Below are 17,507 nucleotides of genomic sequence, written 5' to 3'. Positions count from 1 at the left end.
GATTAGGTGATTCCTTAAATTTTACAACGCCAGCCTAATGGATAGTTTGCCGAAATAAATGCTCCAGCAATATCCCATAAAGGCTCAGGACGAGCAGAAAAGTCGTTGCACGGAAACCTAATATCTCTGGGACGAATAAACAGCACGTGGATTTTCTTTCGAGGTTGCTGCCTATTACTTTCTAGGTATTCAATGGTGATTTCGTCGTGGCGATCGCTTGATACGCAAAGAATACAAATCATACCAATATGCTACGAAGTAGGCCAAAGAACTTAGATTCCGGTTCTGGGTGTCGGGGGTTCAAATCCCTCCGTGCTCGTTTGTTTGATTGCCAAATAGTAAGACTTTCAGCCATTTGGTGAAATCCCTGTACCCTTCTAGCCTCTCCTGTTTTAACCATTTTTTTTGTCCACAACTTTGGTTAAAATTTGGTGACTACATCTAGTTTTACCAGGATAGACACCCACATATCTAGTGTTTATGGTGTTAACAGTCTTACCGTCACCTGTCTGTTAACAGATTGCATATGTCACACGACGGTCAGATCAAACAAAATTATTATCGAAATGTACCAACTGCGAGACTTTGTTCCCGGTTCCGGCGTTATGGGTACAAGACGAGTGTCCCCATTGTTTTCTGCGGTTTAGTACGATGGCGAAACGTCAGAAACCTTGTTGATATTAGTCATTATCGAATTATTCTGTGAATTATCTTAGGGTTTGTGTCGAGTACCGAGATTGACATCCTCCACCTCCTTTTCTTGCGATTATGGAGGTGGATTCCCATCATCACTGACGGGGTTTCCTGGCTCTACGAGCGACCTTGCCCAAACGAGTTTCCTCATCCGCACAGTGGGTCATCTCCCTAGCGGCGTAACTTTCCGTCTGCCCGACGGTAGTTGAGCTAAGCCTTGCAATGCTTTCACCAAAATGTTGATGGCAGCATTCGTGTCGCGGTCATCAATATAACCGCAGTGTGGACATTTATGAGTACGAGTCGATAAGGCTTTCTTAACCTCATGCCCGCAATTGGAGCAATTTTGAGAGGTGTAATGAGGTGCAACAGCAATCACTGGCACATCAAACACTTTCCCGAAATACTCCAACCACTGCCTAAACAATGTCCAACTAGCATCAGATATTGACTTGGCTAGATGATGATTTTTAACCATGTTTCGCACTTTTAGGTCTTCAATGGCTACCAAGTCTGCCGACTGGATAAGCGCCCTTGCTGTTTTTACTGCAAAGTCTTTGCGCCGCCTTGATACCGTGAGATGCTTTCTACCTAACTTCTTTATGGCTTTCTTGCGATTCTTTGACCCCTTAGTTCTGCGAGAAACACGCTTTTGAGCGCGCTTTAATGCCTTTTCTGCTTTGAGCAAGAACCTTGGATTCTCAATTTTTTTGCCATCTGAGTCGGTATAGAAATGGTTTAAACCAACATCTATGCCCACCATTCGATTTGTGGGTGAGTGCTTCTCTATTCGCTCAGTGTCGATGGAAAGCTGAACATAATATCCATCAGCCCTACGCACGACGCGGACTCGTTTAATCTGTTCTTTTTGGTAAAAGTGCAGTACGCGAGTCCCCCACATTTTAAAGGTTCCAGCCTTGAAGCCATCCCTAAACGTAATGGTTAATCGGTCATCTGATAACACCCATCCATCAACCTTGTACTCTACTGAGCCGTGGGTTTGATGCTTTTTAAATTTAGGGTAGCCTTTCTTACCTGGAACATTTTTCTTGCAGTTCTCAAAAAACCTTGCAATAGCACTCCACGCCCTTTCTGCACTAGCTTGACAAGCTTGAGCCGAGAGCTTCTTGCACCAAGAAAATTGTTCTCTAAGTACCTTGCAATATTTGTTGAGGTCGTATCTGTCAACTCCTTTGTTATCCATCCAGTACCGCAGGCACGAATTTCTAACGAACCGAGCAGTACGGATCATCTCATCTAAGATGGCGTACTGCTCGTCTGTTCCTCGTAATTTAGCCTCGAATACTAGCATGGTGTGTTTGAATCTATGTTGAATATTTTAACATAGGATGCAGGGATTGTAAAAAGCAGGTACACCCTTGTACCTGCTTTTTACCTGGGGTGTCCATGTACCTGCCACCAAAGCCGACAGGCTTGGTGGCAGTCCTATAGCCCCCCAGACCCCCCATTCAGATAGAAAGTGCGATCGCAATTGATTAAACTTGATTGGGAACTGGCGATCGCATCCAACAATTACAGCAGCAGATTGAGGCGTGAGACGCATGATTGGAGAAATTGGAGGAGATTGACACTCATCAGTGACCGCGCCACTTCATCCTGCTAAAACGTGCCATTGCGATCGCTCGTATCCACTCCACCACATCTTCAATCGGCTGGCTTGGTGCAAAGTATTTTAGGGGGATGTGGTCAAAGGGTTGGTCGGTAACGACACAAATCGCACCCTCGAATTTGCTCAAGTTTGTGAGGAACGTAGGGGAAAAGCTCTCTCTAGCTTCTGCGGTGGGGTTTTGGTAAAACACCAAAACGATAGTGCGATCGCTTTCTATAGTCAGCAAATTTCAACTCCCTGTACGGCGCGGATTTTTACATCTCAATTAGAAACGCTATATCAGCTAGTGCAGCCTGAAAGTTCTGAATTAATTCAGCAGCTTGGTTGAGGTTCTGTGCCAAAGCCATTGGAACCAACTGCGGTGCTTTGGTTGACTGTGCCAAGCTTTATAGAAGTCTGGGTAGGTCATGTTTTGGGCGCAGTACCAGATGACTTGGTAGCAAGCCTTAAAACGGTCAAAATGAAAGCGGTCATTGTTTTTATCAACTTCATCGTTCAGATACCTTTTCAACTTTATAACTGTTTTTTGAAGCAGGTTGTATGATAAAACAGCTTCCAAGCTATACGGAACTTGCAGAAGAGTTTCCAGACGTTGACAGGAGTAAAGTAGATCAATTAAGGTATCAGCACTTTTGTTAATGGCTTCTGGGTCAATAGTGCCAATTCGTGCCAAGCTTGAAGCGGCATTTAGACGTGTTTCTTCATCCTTACTGTCCAGGAGTTTAATCAAGGTATCAATATATTTTTGGTAGTCATTACTAATTTTACCTAAGCCAAAAGCAACGTTTTGACGGGTTTCTTCATCCTGAGTTAAGTCTAGTATTCTAATCAAAGCATTGACAGCTTTTGGGTTTTCGATACCAATTCGACCAAGGCTTAGAGCAATTTCCCGATAAATACTCTGATTCTGCCAGTTATTGTCTAGTAATTCAATCAAAGCGTTAATGGCTTCTGAGTAGCCCTTACCATGTTTTCCTAAGAATTCAATTTCATTTAAAAGATAGATTTCATTCTGATAAATGTGTAGATTTTGAATGTTAAACTGTCCTCGTTCATTTAGCTCGCTGTTAGTTTCGGACAAAAGATTAATTTTATTCTGGCATACGCGAAGTGTCTGAATACTCAAGCGCACCATATCGCTTATCTCATCTTCAGTTATATCGTTAATTGAATTTGAATTATTGCTGATTTCCTTAGTCATTTCTTCTAAATCAACGTTAGCTAGGGTCATTGCAACTATAAAATTGGTATTGCCATCTTGACAGATGTTTTGTAGAGCTACTAGCCGAGCGTATACTCTTTTGCGATCGCTCTCTTTCAGGGCTGATCTAGCTACCCTTTCAATACAATCTGGAATTTGCATCCACTCTTGTTTTTTCTCATGGAGGAAACCAAAACTTAAGGCAATAATACTAGCTACAATTTCATCACTTCGGCTACAATCAAACTCTGCTATTCCAGCAGCCGCTAGAAAAATTGAGCGATACCAATAAAACTTACCACACCCGTCCTGAAACTGTACCAACGCCTGGATAAACCCCTCCTTCTGCTTGTCAGACACTTCTTCTTCTGGTCGCCCCAGCCACAGCAAAATTACCTCTTTCCAATGCGGATAAAAAATACGGTATCGCTTATATATTTCTGGATTATTTTTATCTTTTTCGGGTCTATCTCGGTGTTCAATAGGCAGGAAAAAGTCGTAATTATCAACTACTGTAGAGGCAAAATATTCCTGAAACGTGGGATGAAAGAATGCATAGACTTTTTCGCCTAAATTTGTTTCTCCTTCTGTTGGAAAACCTACATCAAGCAGCCATCCCAACTTTAACGCCCACCAAAACAGTGAAAACTTTTCATTCGGTGTAAATACTTTCTAATCGAACTTTCCCGCAGCCGAAAGCGAAAATCTTCCCTATCAATTGCGTCTCGTGCCAACTGACCCAAGGCTCGATTCAGTTCTTTCTTCCGGTCGTCGGGTATATCAAATTCTTCATTGGTACTGTCGTCCTTCCATTTGTAGTGGTTTTCGACAAGCAATCGATAAAAGTCAGCTTTCGTATCCGGTAAAGTGCCTAGACCTTTTTTCCAAATGCGACACAACAGCGCTAACCGCAGGGGATTTTTAACCAAATTTTGGAGGCGTTTCCGATTCTCCTCTGCTAGCTTATCCTGTAATCCCTTTGCTTTCGGATTGTCCTCTCCAAACCAATTGTTAATGAATTGATGTACTTGGTCAGGGTAGTTAAATTCCAGAGTGCGGTAAATATCAAATTTTTCCCATAAAGCCTCTTTTTCTACTTCCCACAGATTTAATCGACAACTTAGTACGACTCTCACTGAGTCAGCCCAACCTTTGGCTAGCTGTTCCTTGACCCTCATCAGAGGAGACTTGAGCGCCATTTCGTCTGCCCCATCCAACAGCAGCCATACCTGACCACTTTTGAGTAGTTCTGCAAAAGTTTGCTGCCATTCTATAGGCGTTTTTTCGGGTTCTCCTGCTACATTTTTTAGCCAAGTTTCTGAGAGATAGCGATACAGCCAACCCTCATTCGCTTTATCTGTTTCCTCTACAGAACCCAAAGGAACCCAAATCGGCAACCCTTGTTTTTCCTCTAAAATCCAATAAGCAATCCTTTGCAACAGGGTAGTTTTCCCGCCACCGGGGTCGCCAACAATCGCCAGTCGTTTTCCTTGGCTCCTACTGCTGCTCTTTTGTTTGAGAACTTCCTCGAAGAATTCTTTATGCTCGTACTTTCGGACAACTTCATACTGATAATCTGGCTGATTGAACGATGACCCTTCTGGGGAAAAGTCATTCTCGCTACGTCGGCGCTGTGCGTCCGGTTTTCGCTCTATCAGTCCCAGGGGCACGTAGAGTTTTAGGAGAGGATTTTCCCCATTCGTCAGAGGGCTGTTAATCAACCGCTTTATGGGTTCAGCTTCGAGGCGATTTTGACATACTACTTTAGACCACCAAAAGTTGTAAGCGATGTGAATATCGAGGGCAAATTTTAAGGGTCGTTCCAGTTGCTTACAACCCAATTCAACCGCCTGGTCAAACGACAAAACCCCATCTTCTCGTTGGAACTTTTTATCCTCGCACTCAGACAGAGTTTCACTCTTGGCAAAACCTGTACATTCGACTGCCAAGTAGTCTTCTCGTTTAACCATCTTCTGGAGTTCACGAGTGTCTGTAAGCCTTCCAAGTCCTTCCCAGAAAAGTTGTTTCCCTCGACGTTCCTCGTTTTCCCAATCCCGGAGACTGTGGGTGAGTGACACAGCGACTAAGGCATGACCCTCGACCAGAATTAAGATGGATAGCAAATCGTAATACCAACAAATCGCGCAGAAGAGTATCGCCAAATCGAGGCAAGTTCCTTTTCCTTGGGTATCCAGAATTTCCTCCGGCGTGCGGATCAGTTGCCTGTCCCCCGACAACTCATGATATTCATTCAGGTCATACTCAACCTTGTTCTCGCGCAAAGCATGATAAATTTTTTCGACAAGCTGTTTACGTCCGTCGTTAGGGTCTTGATGCAAATCGTAGCCACTCTTAGGTAGATGGGACGATTTAACTGCTTTTTCAATGAACGTCTTAACCGCCTCTGAGTCTTTAGAATAAATAACGAAGCGAGCTAGACCTAAATCATCTTTTTTGTCCCAAAACCACTGCATCGCATCTTCCCGCACTCTTCTAACCACAGCTTGCTTCACCCCATCACTTGGAACAAATCGCGTACAGATGTTGGCGCTTGAGCGTGAGACTTAGCCGTTTCCACAGTCAAGCGGTACAGTCCTGGAGCAAGAACAGTTGGATCGAGAGTCAGCACGTATAGACTATCCCCTTCTTGCTTCAACTCCGTTTCCACTTCTTCCTGTTCTTCACTCAGCCGCACTGGCGTAATAATCGCGTTTAGCCCACCAAAGTTCCCAGTGGAATTGAGAGTTTCAGACTCCACGTTAACAATTTCAGCACGCAGTTGCACTGGCTCATCAGGGAGATACAAGTCATCAATATCGAGACGAATACCTGCTGGTTGTGACAAAGATTGAATGCTTTTGGGGTTTTGAAAGTCACTAATTGTATCTTGCAGCCGCATGAGGGCAGTCCTCACTAAAGTCCATACTTGAGGATTACATTGCAACGAACCGTGACACTCTATCAAAGGCACATCTTGCAGTTGGTCAGATAATTCAAGCGGAATAGCTGACAACAGGGGTACGGTGTCGTCGCCAGTGGCATAACTTGGAGATAACGCTTGTTGACTGTTGGGATTGGTTGGCAGTGCGTCTTTGCTCACTTCTAGTTTCCCATTGGCAAACGTTGCCGATTGAAACGTACTTTGCCCCACGCCAACAATGGGTTTGGTTTGATATGCACCCGTGCCTTTGAGCGACAAGAGAAACTCTCGTCCTTGTTCCGCTCGTTCTTTTACCACGCCTGGGATACCATCCGCTTCTGCCACTCGCTGCCAATTACCATCGACATTAACCATTGGGTACATCGGCAGCAACTGATAAGCTGAGGTAAAAGAACGTACCACTTCAGTCAGTTCGGGAAGAGGTCGCTTTCGGAAGCCGTTTGCCAGATAGTTCAGTATTTTAACTGACCCTCGGTAGGGCGTACCCAAAGTAATCAGAGCCTTGCAATGCTCCGCGCCGCCTAAGTGTTCCAGATAATAACGGGCAACAATCCCCCCCATACTGTGGGCGATGAGAATGACTTTAGCCCCCGGATGTATTTCCTGCCATCTCGATAACTTCTGGTCGATTAGCTTCTTCAACAACCTAGCAGCAACCCGGTTATCGCGTCGCCAGTCATAGGGAAACTCGAAAAAGTTTGCTCTTTTATCTTCGTCTACCTTGCCAGGAGTGATGTTAAAGTCTTTGATGATCTGAGTCCGAATATACGAGTAACCGTCTACCTTGAAGAACCCCGGAAGCAAACGAGCATCCTGTATCAAACCAGTTGCCCTGATACCATCGTCCAAGTAATATTTTTCTGGGTCATCTTCCTGTAATGTTAGTTCTTCAAACAACGAACGCCGACTAACTACCTCGCAAGTTCCTCTCCAGATTGCCTCAGTTGAGATATTCCAAATATCTTTACCATCTTTTTGCAGCACGCTGCCCATAATTCCAGGCAACAGCACTACCATATCTTTCATCTCTGTTTTTCCCACGCTCTCACACTCCTAGTCATATCATGTCCGTTGAATTGCCCATAATAATAAAACCTCACCGCGTCGTTGCGTAGGGGCAAGGCATAATAGATATCTCGGACAAACAGATAACGTTGCTCGTGTTCCCTACTCCTAATTATCGGTAATCGACCGGACATGATATCAGTTACTGCTTGGTTTCGCCCTGTAACAACAGCAATAGAAGTTGAATAAAAATCAGATCGTTCTCAGATTTTCGACGGCTACTCCTTCAACACTTTGGTTTTAAGCGCTACCTCGCCCATAGTGTATGTAAATACAGTGAGTGTATTTTAAATTACTGTGTCACTTTCTCAAGCGATCGCATTTTCGTGACGATCGCTCGCAGAAAAACTCAGTCAAGGCTCGTTTTACAGCCATAAAGCAACCGTCATGCTCAATTAAGAGTTGCAACTTAATTGGTACGCATTCCTCAACTGTCACACTAGAGCTTACTTCCAGGCGTTGCCCAAACCAGGGATGATGGAGAGCGATCGCGCTAGTTAGCCGAGAAAAGCTAAATTTATATGATGTCCGGTCGATTACTCATAATTAGGAGTAGGGAACACGATCAACGTTATTTGTGTGTCTGAGATATCTATGATGTTCCCTACACAACGACGCGGTGAGGTTTTTTTATTATGGGCTATTCAACGGACATGATATTACAACTTGTAACCGGATTCAGTACCATCCGGTTTGGCCAACCGTTGGGCAAGCTTTTGCAGTTCGACATCGGAAGCGCGATCGCCTGCCAGTAACTCCCCGATCCGTTGCCCAGAAATATCCGCATCCGCCGCCAGCTTCCCAAGTAACCAGTCGCGGTTACTCAACCTTTCTTCGATCCCAGATGCGATCGCTCTTTATGGAGCTAAGCGGATTCGAACCGCTGACCCCCTCAATGCCATTGAGGTGCTCTACCAACTGAGCTATAACCCCTTGCGGTGCTTTACTATCTTGCCTCAACTATTGGTAATTTGTCAAGTAGGTGTCTACCAATTTTTGGGAAGAATAGGATGAATAGGGAGAATGGGCTGTGGTTAAATAGCTGATGCAGTCGCCCATGAGGAAATACACCACCAACATGGCAGCCGCCGCGCTCGCTACTAAAGTCCCTGCCAGCATCAAAGAAAATTCTTTATGCTCGACTGCCTGCTCCATCAGGTGCAGCGACCAGGCCACTAACGCAACAACAAATATTAGAATAAATGCCAGCATATTTTAATAAAATGTAACACTTTTACCTATTGTAACAGTCGCCGATTGTGCCTGCCAGAGAGGGGGCGACTGTCTCGAAAAGGCTCAAAATCTGGCTCTGAGCAGCGTAGCCCTTAATGCAGGCAGTTTACTCCACGCGCACCGACATATGACGATTCTTTAAGTAAGATTTAATCTCCGCTACAGTCAATTGCCCATAATGGAGCAAAGATGCTAGCAGCGCCGCTTCTGCCTTGCCTTCGCCCAGTGCCTGGTAAATATGTTCGCAGTTGCCTGCGCCACCGGAAGCAATGACGGGAATTTGGACTTGTTCGGCGATTGTCCGGGTTAATTCGAGGTCGTAGCCCGCCTGGGTGCCATCGGCGTCCATACTCGTGACTAGAAGCTCTCCGGCGCCGCGTTGCTCGACTTCTTTTGCCCAAGCGATCGCATCTATTCCCGTATTTTCTCTCCCACCCCGCACGTAAACATCCCACCCAGGGCGATCGGGATCTTGTCTGCGCCTTGCATCAATAGCGACCACAATGCATTGATTGCCAAAGCGCGAACTCGCTTCGCTGACAAAATCCGGGTTGCGTACCGCCGCCGAGTTGATGCTGACCTTATCCGCACCGGCGCGCAACAATTGTTTAATCGTTTCTAAGGATTGAATCCCGCCGCCAACTGTCAAAGGGATGAAAACTTGTTCTGCCGTGCGGTAGACGACATCGATAATAATATTTCGGTCTTCGTGGGTGGCGGTAATATCCAGAAATACCAACTCATCCGCCCCGGCGTCGTTGTAAACTTGGGCCAGTTCCACCGGATCGCCCGCATCCTTGAGATCGACGAAGTTCACTCCTTTGACGACTCGCCCTGCTTTGACATCCAGACAAGGCAAAATTCTTTTCGCTAGCATAGCAATTTACCAAAAAATGGGTTATTAGCCCCGTCCTTCCTGGACGGCTTTGATAAGATAGAAGATTTGCGTAGATTTTTTCCACGCAAATGCTCGTTTTAGAGTTTAAGGCTAAAGGAAAAACAACTCAATATGCTGCTGTAGACGAGGCAATCAAAACAGCTCAGTTTGTCCGTAACAAATGTGTCCGTCACTGGATAGATAATCGAGGTGTAGGGCAAAAAGAGCTATATCGCCTCAGTACAGAGCAATGGACACACTGAACCTAACCCTAAGTTTTATCGGTCTAATGAGAAGCGATTAAAGTTGTGGCAACGTCGTGTTTCCAGACATAAGAAAGGTTCTGCTAACCGATGGAGAGCCATTAACAGATTGGGGCGAGTACAGCAACGTGAAGAACACGCCATTCTTATTGGCGCGTTGCGTAATCCAATTCTTAGATTTGGTAGCCTATGAAGATTTGAGGGTCAAGAACTTAGTCAAAAATCGTTGACCAATGCGCTATCATTGGTTTTATAATACACTTTGTAAATAGCAATGCTACTAGCGAAAGGCACACTAAAATACTTTCCCCTGGAAGGAGAATCCAATAATATAGGATGGTTAATTGTTGAATGCGATCGCGATCTGGGCTTGTACTACTGCTGGTTTGTGCAAAAGCAATTGGGACTTCGATTACAACACCCCAGGCTTGGCTCTCACATAACTGTTGTTAGAGGTGAAGTTGTTAACAATCATTTTAGATGGAGTGCCTACCCAAGTCAAAGCATCAATTTTTATTACTCTAACGAAATTAAGACGAATGGCAGGTATTGGTGGCTTAATGTCTATTCGCCTTGCTTGATGTCTATCCGACAAGAATTAGGGTTGCAGGTTACCCCGGAATACGATTTGCATGTAACGATTGGCGTTTGGGTTGAGGGATAAAGTCCCCCGCTGTTTTGGGGGATTGAGGGGGAGCTAAATTTATCTTTTGAGATGCCTAAGCGAACAGCATTGCTGCCGTTTCAGCAAAAAGGGAAATGCTCCCAATTCGCCCTTATAGGGCGGGGAGTGTCACAAAATATCTGATAATCGAGAGTGCAACACAAAACTTACTCAAAGGGCGCATATCGCTCGCTTTTGATGTGAATTTAGGAAAGCCTGAATCACCTTGACGCCATCGTTCAATAGCCTTGGCTAAATTTCTTATTGCTGATGAATAGATAGCTGATGGATACTGTTTCATCCATGGGTACTCAGGCTTGGTGAAGACTTGCTCAATTTGGGCTAAACGCTGGGAATTACTGACTTTAATTCCCTCAAATTCCCAAGATTGAGTTAGGAGTGACAGACCTTGCATTGTAAACTAGCCTAGAAAATCCGGCACAGCCTGCTAGTTTAGATCGGTCTTTATTATGCAGTTTTAGCTGTAGTTTCAGACTGTACATTTTCTGAATTTACTTGGCTATATCCTGTGATTATACCAATAACACTTGTTTTTATGTAAAGAGCGAGATAGTGATATTTGAGCGATTTAGGGAGAAATGATACTATCTAGTAACACATCTGGCGAAACAGAATGTTCTGTCAGCAGATATATTTCGAGTCTTAAACTAAATTGGCAATTATGGCGATAATTTCTTCTAAACAGCCAACCGAACCAGATCGTCAACCGCAGCAGCAAAAGTCAAAAGCCAAGCGCAAGTCTGCCGATGCACCAACTCGGTCAGAATTATTGCAACCTAGCGCCAATAGCGACGAACTCGATCAATTAGAAGAAGGAATTAGACCCCAGCGACTTGCGGACTATATCGGACAAAAAGATTTAAAGACTGTGCTGGAAATTGCCATCAAAGCGGCAAAAGGTCGAGGCGAGACGCTGGATCACCTATTATTATATGGCCCTCCCGGTTTGGGAAAAACCACGATGGCCTTAATTTTGGCAGCGGAAATGGGGGTGGGGTGTAAAATTACGGCTGCACCGGCGTTAGAACGTCCGCGAGATATTGTGGGGTTGTTAGTGGGTCTAAAACCGGGAGATATTCTATTTATTGACGAAATTCATCGCATGACGAGGATGACGGAAGAATTACTCTATCCGGCGATGGAAGATTTTCGGGTTGATATTACAGTCGGGAAAGGACAAACGGCGCGGACTCGCAGTTTATCGTTACCGCCATTTACTTTAGTCGGGGCGACAACGCGGGTGGGGTCATTGACTTCGCCATTGCGCGATCGCTTCGGACTGATCCAACGCCTGCGCTTCTACGAACCAGACGAACTCACCTTAATTGTGCAACGCACAGCGGAAATTCTCAAGGTTCAAATTACCCCAGAAGGTGCAGAGGAAATTGCCCGCCGTTCCAGGGGAACCCCCCGGATTGCCAATCGCTTGCTGAAACGGGTGCGAGATTATGCTCAAGTCAAAGCTGCGGGTGCGATCGATCTAGAAATAGCCGCCGAAGCACTGGAAGTTTACAATGTGGACTCCTGCGGTTTGGATTGGACAGACCGCACCATGCTGAGTGTAATGATTAACAATTTTAAAGGCGGGCCGGTGGGATTGGAAGCGATCGCCGCCGCAACGGGTGAAGATACCCAAACGATTGAAGAAGTTTACGAACCTTATTTAATGCAAATTGGGTTTATTCACCGCACTCCACGGGGGAGAGTCGCCACTACTGCGGCTTGGAAGCATTTGGGATATTCGTGCAACACAAAACTTACTCAAAACGAATAAAGCTACTCAACTTATTTGTTTTGACGTTTGCTTCCTGCTTCCACCAGGGGAGTCGGATCCTAACCTGTCCGCAGGCGTAAATTCCGCGCTTGCCGCACGTACAAGGGTTTTTGGGGCATTTTCCAGATTGAGCGCTGCATTTAAATCGCGATCAATGGAAACGCCGCACCTCTGGCAAAAGTAAACGCGCTCTTCCAAAGGCATTGGCTGAATGTTGCCGCAGCAAGAGCATGTTTTGGAGGAGGGGAACCATCTGTCAACCAATTCTACCTTGGTGCTAAAAAACGCCGCCTTGTAAACCAGCATTCTCCGGAACTCATAAAACCCCAAACTGGAAATAGCTTCAGATAATTTCTGGTTAGCTATCATGCCTTGAACGTTCAGATCTTCAATCCGGATGTTGTGGTATTTAAGACTTATATCAGTCGTGATTTTTTGCAAAAAGTCTCGTCTGATGTTGGCAATTTGAGCGTGCCTTTTTGCCAGCCGTTGGTAGTATTTTAAGGCATTTCTTGATGCTTTTACCCCAGAGCTGCAGTTACCCAGTTGTTTGTTTCGATTGCGCCACTGTTCCTTACTTAGCTTGGTTAGAGCCTTTTTTAGGGATTGTGGCGCCAGGATTTTGGAGCCATTTGACAAGGTGGCAAAGCATTTAACGCCCAAGTCAATACCAATCGATTGAACTCGATGTAAAAGCGGTGGAATCTTGTCAATGTCGATCGCAAAAGAGACAAACCATTTGTCGGCTACTCTCGAAACAGTAAATGTTTGGCTTGAACATAAGAATGGAATTGGTTTCTTTAGTCTGAATTCTCCTAAGCCAGGGATGGAAATTTTCTTACCTGGGTAAAGTATTTGACGATTCGTGAAGGTCATCATCGGCTCACCCTTGGCAGGATACACCCCTGACTTTTTTAGGACGGTAAAACTATCGCCCCGTTTTTTTGATTTGAATCCGGGGAAACCAGAATTACCTTTTCGCCATCGGTCAATAGCTTTGGCTAAATTTCTTAGTGCTGATGAATAGACGGCTGATGGATATTCTTTCATCCAAGCGTATTCTGGCTTGGTTTTGACATGGTTGGTGAAGACTTTCTCGATTTCGGTTAAGCGCTTGGAATCACTAGCTTTGATACCCTCAAACGCCCACGAAGAAGCAAGTAGCGATAGGCCAAAGTTGTATACCAAGCGGCTAAAGCCAGCGCAACCGGCTAGGAATGACCTCTCTTTATTATTTAACTTTAGTTCTAACTTCAGGCTATACATCACAGAGGGCAGGAAGTAATGAGCGTTAAAGTGCGAGCGAAATGCTGAGGATTGAACGAAATAGGTAGAGATTTTGTTACTTGGTATTACGCACGTTAGACTCGCTAGCAACGCTTACAGAATCAGCATCACCAATCTTACTCGGTATTTCGTTACCGCTGCCGCTCAAGCGGGCTGCTGCAATCGCCGGCATGGCAATCTCAACCGTCGTCCCCTTGCCCGCCCCTGGACTGTATAAAGTTATCGTACCTGCCATCAGTTCCATTAACTTGCGCGAAATCGCCAATCCCAGTCCGGTACCGCCGTGCTTGCGGGTTCTAGTACCGTCAGCCATCACAAAGGGACGAAACAGTTTTTGCTGTTGTTCGGGTGGAACGCCGCATCCCGTATCTCGGACGGTGAGTACAACTTTGTTTGTCTCTGATGGGATTTCCATCTTAATCGAGATGCTACCAACGTCGGTAAATTTAATCGCGTTACTAACCACGTTGAGGACAACTTGTTTGAGCTTCGCCGGATCGGCTTGAACCGGCATTGGTTCAGTTGGGGGAACCCAATGCAACTGTAAACCTTTTTGATCGAGTTGAACCATTTGCATATCGACTACTTCTTGCAGCAGCGAGCGCATATCCAAGGGTTCGGTTACGACAGTTAGCGTTCCTGCTTCTATTTTTGATAAATCTAATATTTCGTTGATAATCTTCAGCAGGTGAATCGCCGCATCATCTGCGCGTTGGAGAAATTCTCTTTCTTCTTCCTCGTCATCGCAGCAGCCATCTTTCACCAAGCGAATACAACCAATAATTGCATTTAACGGAGTTCTCAACTCGTGGGAAGTATTCGCCAAAAACTCGCTTTTTAATTGATTAGCTGCTTGCGCTTCTTTCCAAGCCGATTCTACCTGTTCTGCCCAAGCCGTCAAGCGATCCACCATCGTATTGAGCGCGATCGCTAAATGATTAAATTCGCGGATTTTAAAGTTGCTCGGTATCCGTTCCGATCCCCCTCGACCTTGGACGTTGAGGGCGTAGTCTTCCAGTTTTTCCAACGGACGAGCCAGATCGCGAGATATATACAAAGTTGCCAATAAGTTAGCCGCTAACAACCCCAAAATCAAATTGAACATTACCTGTTTAATTTCTTCCAGGCCATAGAGTGCGTTGTCTATGCTGGCAACCGCTAAAATCACCCATTTATCCTTTGGGTTTTTACTGATAGGGTTTTGTATTGCCGTATACCCTACCACCGATTCTATATTTTTGCTTTCAAAGTCGTATATGTGTAAAAAATCCTGCGCGCCAGCGAGGGCATTTTTCAGCACGCTTTGCAGTCGCGCCGCATCTGTTTCCTGGGCGATATTACGTCCAACTCGGTCGGCAATCGGATGCTCTAAAATAGTGCCGTCTTGGTCAATCACGACCGTAGAGCCATAAAGCGACCCTTGCTTATCACTGCGTTGCTGATACAAACTTGACTGAATGCTTAAGGCGTAGCGCAATCGCCCAGCGCGGTTGTAAACGGGTGCGCTTAAAACCAGTTGCAGTTGACCGTTGGGAGTTTTTGGAGGGGCTGTCTGTGCCCCCAGAGGGGATTTAGGATGGAGTAGAGTCGTTACGCGCACGCTAGAGCGGCTGGGCAACAATTGAGTTTGCTGCTGAGGCCATAAAGAAGGTGAAAGCGCCACAATCCCTCGTTCTCCACAGGTACTGTTGACAGGTTGACCGCTCTGTAAGTCGATCAATTGAATGCACTGAATCTTCGTCGGCAGTTGTTGTTGCAGCTGCTCCAGGAATTGTTGCGACTCCTCTTTTGAGCCTGACTGTAGAATAGCCGTATCGGAGGAGGTAATCAGGTTAGCTTGTAGCGCTTCAATTGCCTCGCCAATTCTTTCACCTTTGCGGATGGCGCTTTCGGTGAGGTTTTGACGAGCGGTTTCCAGCAAGCTAGAGCGTGCCTTGCGATAGGTGACGTACTCCCCCACGAGTAGAACCGGGACAGAGAGCAGCAAAATGCGCGACAGCAGGATGCGACGAAAGGAAGATTCCCGGGGTTCACCCATGAAGTTCAAGATGGGCGATCGCCTTTGGCGATGGAATATAGAATTATCTGGCTTTGCCATAAACCGTCTCTATTTTAAGGTGTAAACCCCAACACCAACTAATTCTACCGACACGCTTGTCATCGGTCATTACTATCGCCGCTTGACCAATGACTGCTCAAACAGGTTCCTCTATCACCTACGATCGGGAGTTTGTTGCCATCTTTTGAGCGACAACGTCCCACGCCTTGAGTCAGTCTACTTTTTCAACGAGTAATAAACACAATTATAGAAGGGGACAAGATTACCCATCTGCTTTGTCGCCTTGATGGGCGACAACGGCAGTACCATGTTTTGTGATTAGCGCCAACTGACTCTAACTCATAAATCGATGACTCGACCCCACACGACAGCAATTCTAGCAATGAGTGCCGATGGTAAGATTACCGATGCGGCACGATCGCCCACTCTATTCGGTTCTCCTAACGATAAAGCCCACCTGGAAACCCAAGTCGCTTTAGCTGATGTCATTCTAGTCGGTGCGACTACCATCCGCCATGGCGAAACCGTGTTACCCGTGACTAACCCCGAACTCCTCAAACAACGAGAACAACAAGGACAACCCCCCCAACCCATCCAAATTATTTGCTCCCGCAACGCCGAAATCAACCCTCAACTCAAATTCTTTAGTCAACCCATCCCTCGTTGGTTGCTTACCACAAGAGAAGGAGCAAAGCGATGGGAACAACAACCGGGATTCGATCGCATTTTAGTCGCTGATGGAGGCGATAAAGGCATTGACTGGCACGCTGCCTTCTCGGAAATGGCACAATTGGGTTTGGAGCGAATTGCCGTTCTAGGCGGCGGCGAACTCGTTGCTTCCCTAGTGGCAGAAGATTTAATCGACGAATTCTGGTTCACCCTTTGTCCGTTAATTATCGGCGGCGCCGTGGCTCCCACTCCCGTAGAAGGCGCAGGATTTTTAACTGTTCAAGCACCGCGTTTAGAACTGTTGTCGGTTTCTCAAGTCGAGCATGAATTGTTTCTACATTACCGCCGGCAACGAAAGTAACGGTGATGCAAAAGCAAACAATGTTGGCTGCCTGCTTCCTGCCCCATTGTTTGCTTGAGTTGATCGAGAAACCCAGTTTCTCCGAAAAATCGTTGGTTTGTCAGGGAGAAATCGACTCTGAAACCGGATTTCTTGGCGTAAGTCAAGATCGCGATCCGTACGGCAAAACCATTTTTACAGCGGATTGCCAGGGGTGTGGTCAAAACCCGTTGGTGATATCGAAAAAATTTCACCGCCTCAGGAGCGTCACCGCCTCAGGAGCGTCAATCTCAACCAACAACTTTTGACCACACCCGATTGCCAGCGATTGATATCATGTCCGGTTGCATAGGTTGTATATAGTCGATTCTGGGAGAAGCGGTTTTTTTCCTCCCACCTGCTCAATAGCTCACCTGCTTACCTGCTCACCGCGCTACCGATGCAACCGAACATGTAATTTTGCTGATGTTAATCCGCCTGTTTACGCGGGCTACATCGCGCGTTTACAAAATAGAAGAAAAGATCTAAGTTCAAGCCAACACAAACTTTTTGTCAGAATTTTTTCCGAAATTATCTCTTTATTTTACCTGGTGGGTGAACCGTAAGGATGCAGAAGGAAACAATATCTTACAACGCGGATTTTTAGGATTACTCACATCTTGCACCTGTCAGGATAAACTCTGAATATCCAAAAAAAAGTGTAAAAAGGCAACAGCAGCTAAAAGAGCAGTATGCTGACTTTAAAGTGATTAATTCAACAAGTTTATCAGTATTATTACTTAAGCTGAAA

17 protein-coding genes, 1 tRNA gene and 1 pseudogene are annotated in these 17,507 nt (G+C 45.7%); 5 read left to right on the top strand and 14 right to left on the bottom strand.

Going from position 1 to position 17,507, the window contains the following annotated elements:
- Positions 1 to 14: 14 nt before the first annotated feature.
- The 11 genes from ACE1CM_RS26340 to hisF all read right to left on the bottom strand — a co-directional run bounded on the left by ACE1CM_RS26340 (position 15) and on the right by hisF (position 9,640).
- Positions 15 to 242 carry a hypothetical protein gene (locus ACE1CM_RS26340; RefSeq protein ID WP_374881811.1) on the bottom strand — a complete coding sequence of 76 codons (228 nt, stop codon included), beginning with the start codon at positions 240 to 242 and terminating at the stop codon, positions 15 to 17.
- Positions 243 to 856: 614 nt separating this feature from the next.
- Positions 857 to 2,005, bottom strand: coding sequence for an RNA-guided endonuclease InsQ/TnpB family protein (locus ACE1CM_RS26335; protein ID WP_374881810.1), 1,149 nt, complete (start codon positions 2,003 to 2,005; stop codon positions 857 to 859).
- A 283-nt stretch (positions 2,006 to 2,288) separates the two neighbouring features.
- A complete protein-coding gene (locus ACE1CM_RS26330) occupies positions 2,289 to 2,549 on the bottom strand; it encodes a hypothetical protein (RefSeq protein WP_374881809.1) in 261 nt (86 codons plus the stop codon).
- 81 nt (positions 2,550 to 2,630) lie between these two features.
- Complete coding sequence (locus ACE1CM_RS26325) at positions 2,631 to 4,145, bottom strand: HEAT repeat domain-containing protein (RefSeq protein WP_374881808.1); 1,515 nt, start codon at positions 4,143 to 4,145, stop codon at positions 2,631 to 2,633.
- Positions 4,146 to 4,147: 2 nt separating this feature from the next.
- The gene (locus tag ACE1CM_RS26320; RefSeq protein WP_374881807.1) at positions 4,148 to 6,037 is read right to left on the bottom strand and encodes an NACHT domain-containing protein; all 1,890 of its coding nucleotides are present in this window, start codon (positions 6,035 to 6,037) and stop codon (positions 4,148 to 4,150) included.
- The gene (locus tag ACE1CM_RS26315) at positions 6,034 to 7,506 is read right to left on the bottom strand and encodes an esterase/lipase family protein (RefSeq protein ID WP_374881806.1); all 1,473 of its coding nucleotides are present in this window, start codon (positions 7,504 to 7,506) and stop codon (positions 6,034 to 6,036) included. The genes ACE1CM_RS26320 and ACE1CM_RS26315 overlap by 4 nt, the downstream gene beginning before the upstream one ends.
- Positions 7,507 to 7,830: 324 nt before the next feature.
- The gene (locus ACE1CM_RS26310; RefSeq protein ID WP_374881805.1) at positions 7,831 to 7,968 is read right to left on the bottom strand and encodes a hypothetical protein; all 138 of its coding nucleotides are present in this window, start codon (positions 7,966 to 7,968) and stop codon (positions 7,831 to 7,833) included.
- Between the two features lie 221 nt (positions 7,969 to 8,189).
- Positions 8,190 to 8,357 (bottom strand): hypothetical protein, encoded by a 168-nt coding sequence (locus tag ACE1CM_RS26305; RefSeq protein WP_374881804.1) that lies wholly within the window; start codon positions 8,355 to 8,357, stop codon positions 8,190 to 8,192.
- A gap of 33 nt (positions 8,358 to 8,390) precedes the next feature.
- A tRNA-Ala gene (locus ACE1CM_RS26300) sits at positions 8,391 to 8,463 on the bottom strand.
- 27 nt (positions 8,464 to 8,490) lie between these two features.
- Complete coding sequence (locus tag ACE1CM_RS26295; RefSeq protein ID WP_374881803.1) at positions 8,491 to 8,742, bottom strand: hypothetical protein; 252 nt, start codon at positions 8,740 to 8,742, stop codon at positions 8,491 to 8,493.
- Between the two features lie 127 nt (positions 8,743 to 8,869).
- Positions 8,870 to 9,640 (bottom strand): imidazole glycerol phosphate synthase subunit HisF, encoded by a 771-nt coding sequence (gene hisF, locus ACE1CM_RS26290; protein ID WP_374881802.1) that lies wholly within the window; start codon positions 9,638 to 9,640, stop codon positions 8,870 to 8,872.
- Positions 9,641 to 9,729: 89 nt separating this feature from the next.
- On the opposite strand from hisF, the pseudogene ACE1CM_RS26285 reads away from it, so the two are divergent.
- A pseudogene (locus ACE1CM_RS26285) lies at positions 9,730 to 10,127 on the top strand (transposase); the annotation flags it as partial.
- A 50-nt stretch (positions 10,128 to 10,177) separates the two neighbouring features.
- Positions 10,178 to 10,567 (top strand): hypothetical protein, encoded by a 390-nt coding sequence (locus ACE1CM_RS26280; RefSeq protein WP_374881801.1) that lies wholly within the window; start codon positions 10,178 to 10,180, stop codon positions 10,565 to 10,567.
- Positions 10,568 to 10,679: 112 nt separating this feature from the next.
- Here ACE1CM_RS26280 and ACE1CM_RS26275 read toward each other — a convergent pair whose 3' ends face one another.
- On the bottom strand, positions 10,680 to 10,982 hold the full coding sequence (locus ACE1CM_RS26275; RefSeq protein WP_374881800.1) for a hypothetical protein: 303 nt from the start codon (positions 10,980 to 10,982) through the stop codon (positions 10,680 to 10,682).
- 267 nt (positions 10,983 to 11,249) lie between these two features.
- Between ACE1CM_RS26275 and ruvB the strand changes: the two genes are divergently transcribed.
- On the top strand, positions 11,250 to 12,362 hold the full coding sequence (ruvB, locus tag ACE1CM_RS26270) for a Holliday junction branch migration DNA helicase RuvB (protein WP_374881799.1): 1,113 nt from the start codon (positions 11,250 to 11,252) through the stop codon (positions 12,360 to 12,362).
- A gap of 6 nt (positions 12,363 to 12,368) precedes the next feature.
- Here the strand turns inward: ruvB and ACE1CM_RS26265 are convergent, their stop codons facing one another.
- Both ACE1CM_RS26265 and ACE1CM_RS26260 read right to left on the bottom strand, forming a co-directional pair.
- Positions 12,369 to 13,628 carry an RNA-guided endonuclease InsQ/TnpB family protein gene (locus tag ACE1CM_RS26265; RefSeq protein WP_374881825.1) on the bottom strand — a complete coding sequence of 420 codons (1,260 nt, stop codon included), beginning with the start codon at positions 13,626 to 13,628 and terminating at the stop codon, positions 12,369 to 12,371.
- A 76-nt stretch (positions 13,629 to 13,704) separates the two neighbouring features.
- Complete coding sequence (locus ACE1CM_RS26260) at positions 13,705 to 15,747, bottom strand: ATP-binding protein (RefSeq protein WP_374881798.1); 2,043 nt, start codon at positions 15,745 to 15,747, stop codon at positions 13,705 to 13,707.
- Between the two features lie 310 nt (positions 15,748 to 16,057).
- On the opposite strand from ACE1CM_RS26260, the gene ACE1CM_RS26255 reads away from it, so the two are divergent.
- Both ACE1CM_RS26255 and ACE1CM_RS26250 read left to right on the top strand, forming a co-directional pair.
- A complete protein-coding gene (locus ACE1CM_RS26255; RefSeq protein ID WP_374881797.1) occupies positions 16,058 to 16,738 on the top strand; it encodes a RibD family protein in 681 nt (226 codons plus the stop codon).
- A 5-nt stretch (positions 16,739 to 16,743) separates the two neighbouring features.
- Positions 16,744 to 17,025 carry a hypothetical protein gene (locus ACE1CM_RS26250; protein WP_374881796.1) on the top strand — a complete coding sequence of 94 codons (282 nt, stop codon included), beginning with the start codon at positions 16,744 to 16,746 and terminating at the stop codon, positions 17,023 to 17,025.
- Positions 17,026 to 17,507: the final 482 nt, after the last annotated feature.

Source organism: Microseira sp. BLCC-F43 (assembly GCF_041929235.1).
Classification (GTDB): domain Bacteria; phylum Cyanobacteriota; class Cyanobacteriia; order Cyanobacteriales; family Aerosakkonemataceae; genus Microseira.
This window is presented reverse-complemented; position numbering and strand designations above follow the sequence as displayed.

Coding starts and splice junctions, on each gene's coding strand:
- ACE1CM_RS26340 (WP_374881811.1), bottom strand. CDS start 242: ATGATTTGTATTCTTTGCGTATCAAGCGATCGCCACGACGAAATCACC.
- ACE1CM_RS26250 (WP_374881796.1), top strand. CDS start 16,744: ATGCAAAAGCAAACAATGTTGGCTGCCTGCTTCCTGCCCCATTGTTTG.
- hisF (WP_374881802.1), bottom strand. CDS start 9,640: ATGCTAGCGAAAAGAATTTTGCCTTGTCTGGATGTCAAAGCAGGGCGA.
- ACE1CM_RS26265 (WP_374881825.1), bottom strand. CDS start 13,628: ATGTATAGCCTGAAGTTAGAACTAAAGTTAAATAATAAAGAGAGGTCA.
- ACE1CM_RS26260 (WP_374881798.1), bottom strand. CDS start 15,747: ATGGCAAAGCCAGATAATTCTATATTCCATCGCCAAAGGCGATCGCCC.
- ACE1CM_RS26295 (WP_374881803.1), bottom strand. CDS start 8,742: ATGCTGGCATTTATTCTAATATTTGTTGTTGCGTTAGTGGCCTGGTCG.
- ACE1CM_RS26280 (WP_374881801.1), top strand. CDS start 10,178: ATGCTACTAGCGAAAGGCACACTAAAATACTTTCCCCTGGAAGGAGAA.
- ruvB (WP_374881799.1), top strand. CDS start 11,250: ATGGCGATAATTTCTTCTAAACAGCCAACCGAACCAGATCGTCAACCG.
- ACE1CM_RS26255 (WP_374881797.1), top strand. CDS start 16,058: ATGACTCGACCCCACACGACAGCAATTCTAGCAATGAGTGCCGATGGT.
- ACE1CM_RS26275 (WP_374881800.1), bottom strand. CDS start 10,982: ATGCAAGGTCTGTCACTCCTAACTCAATCTTGGGAATTTGAGGGAATT.
- ACE1CM_RS26335 (WP_374881810.1), bottom strand. CDS start 2,005: ATGCTAGTATTCGAGGCTAAATTACGAGGAACAGACGAGCAGTACGCC.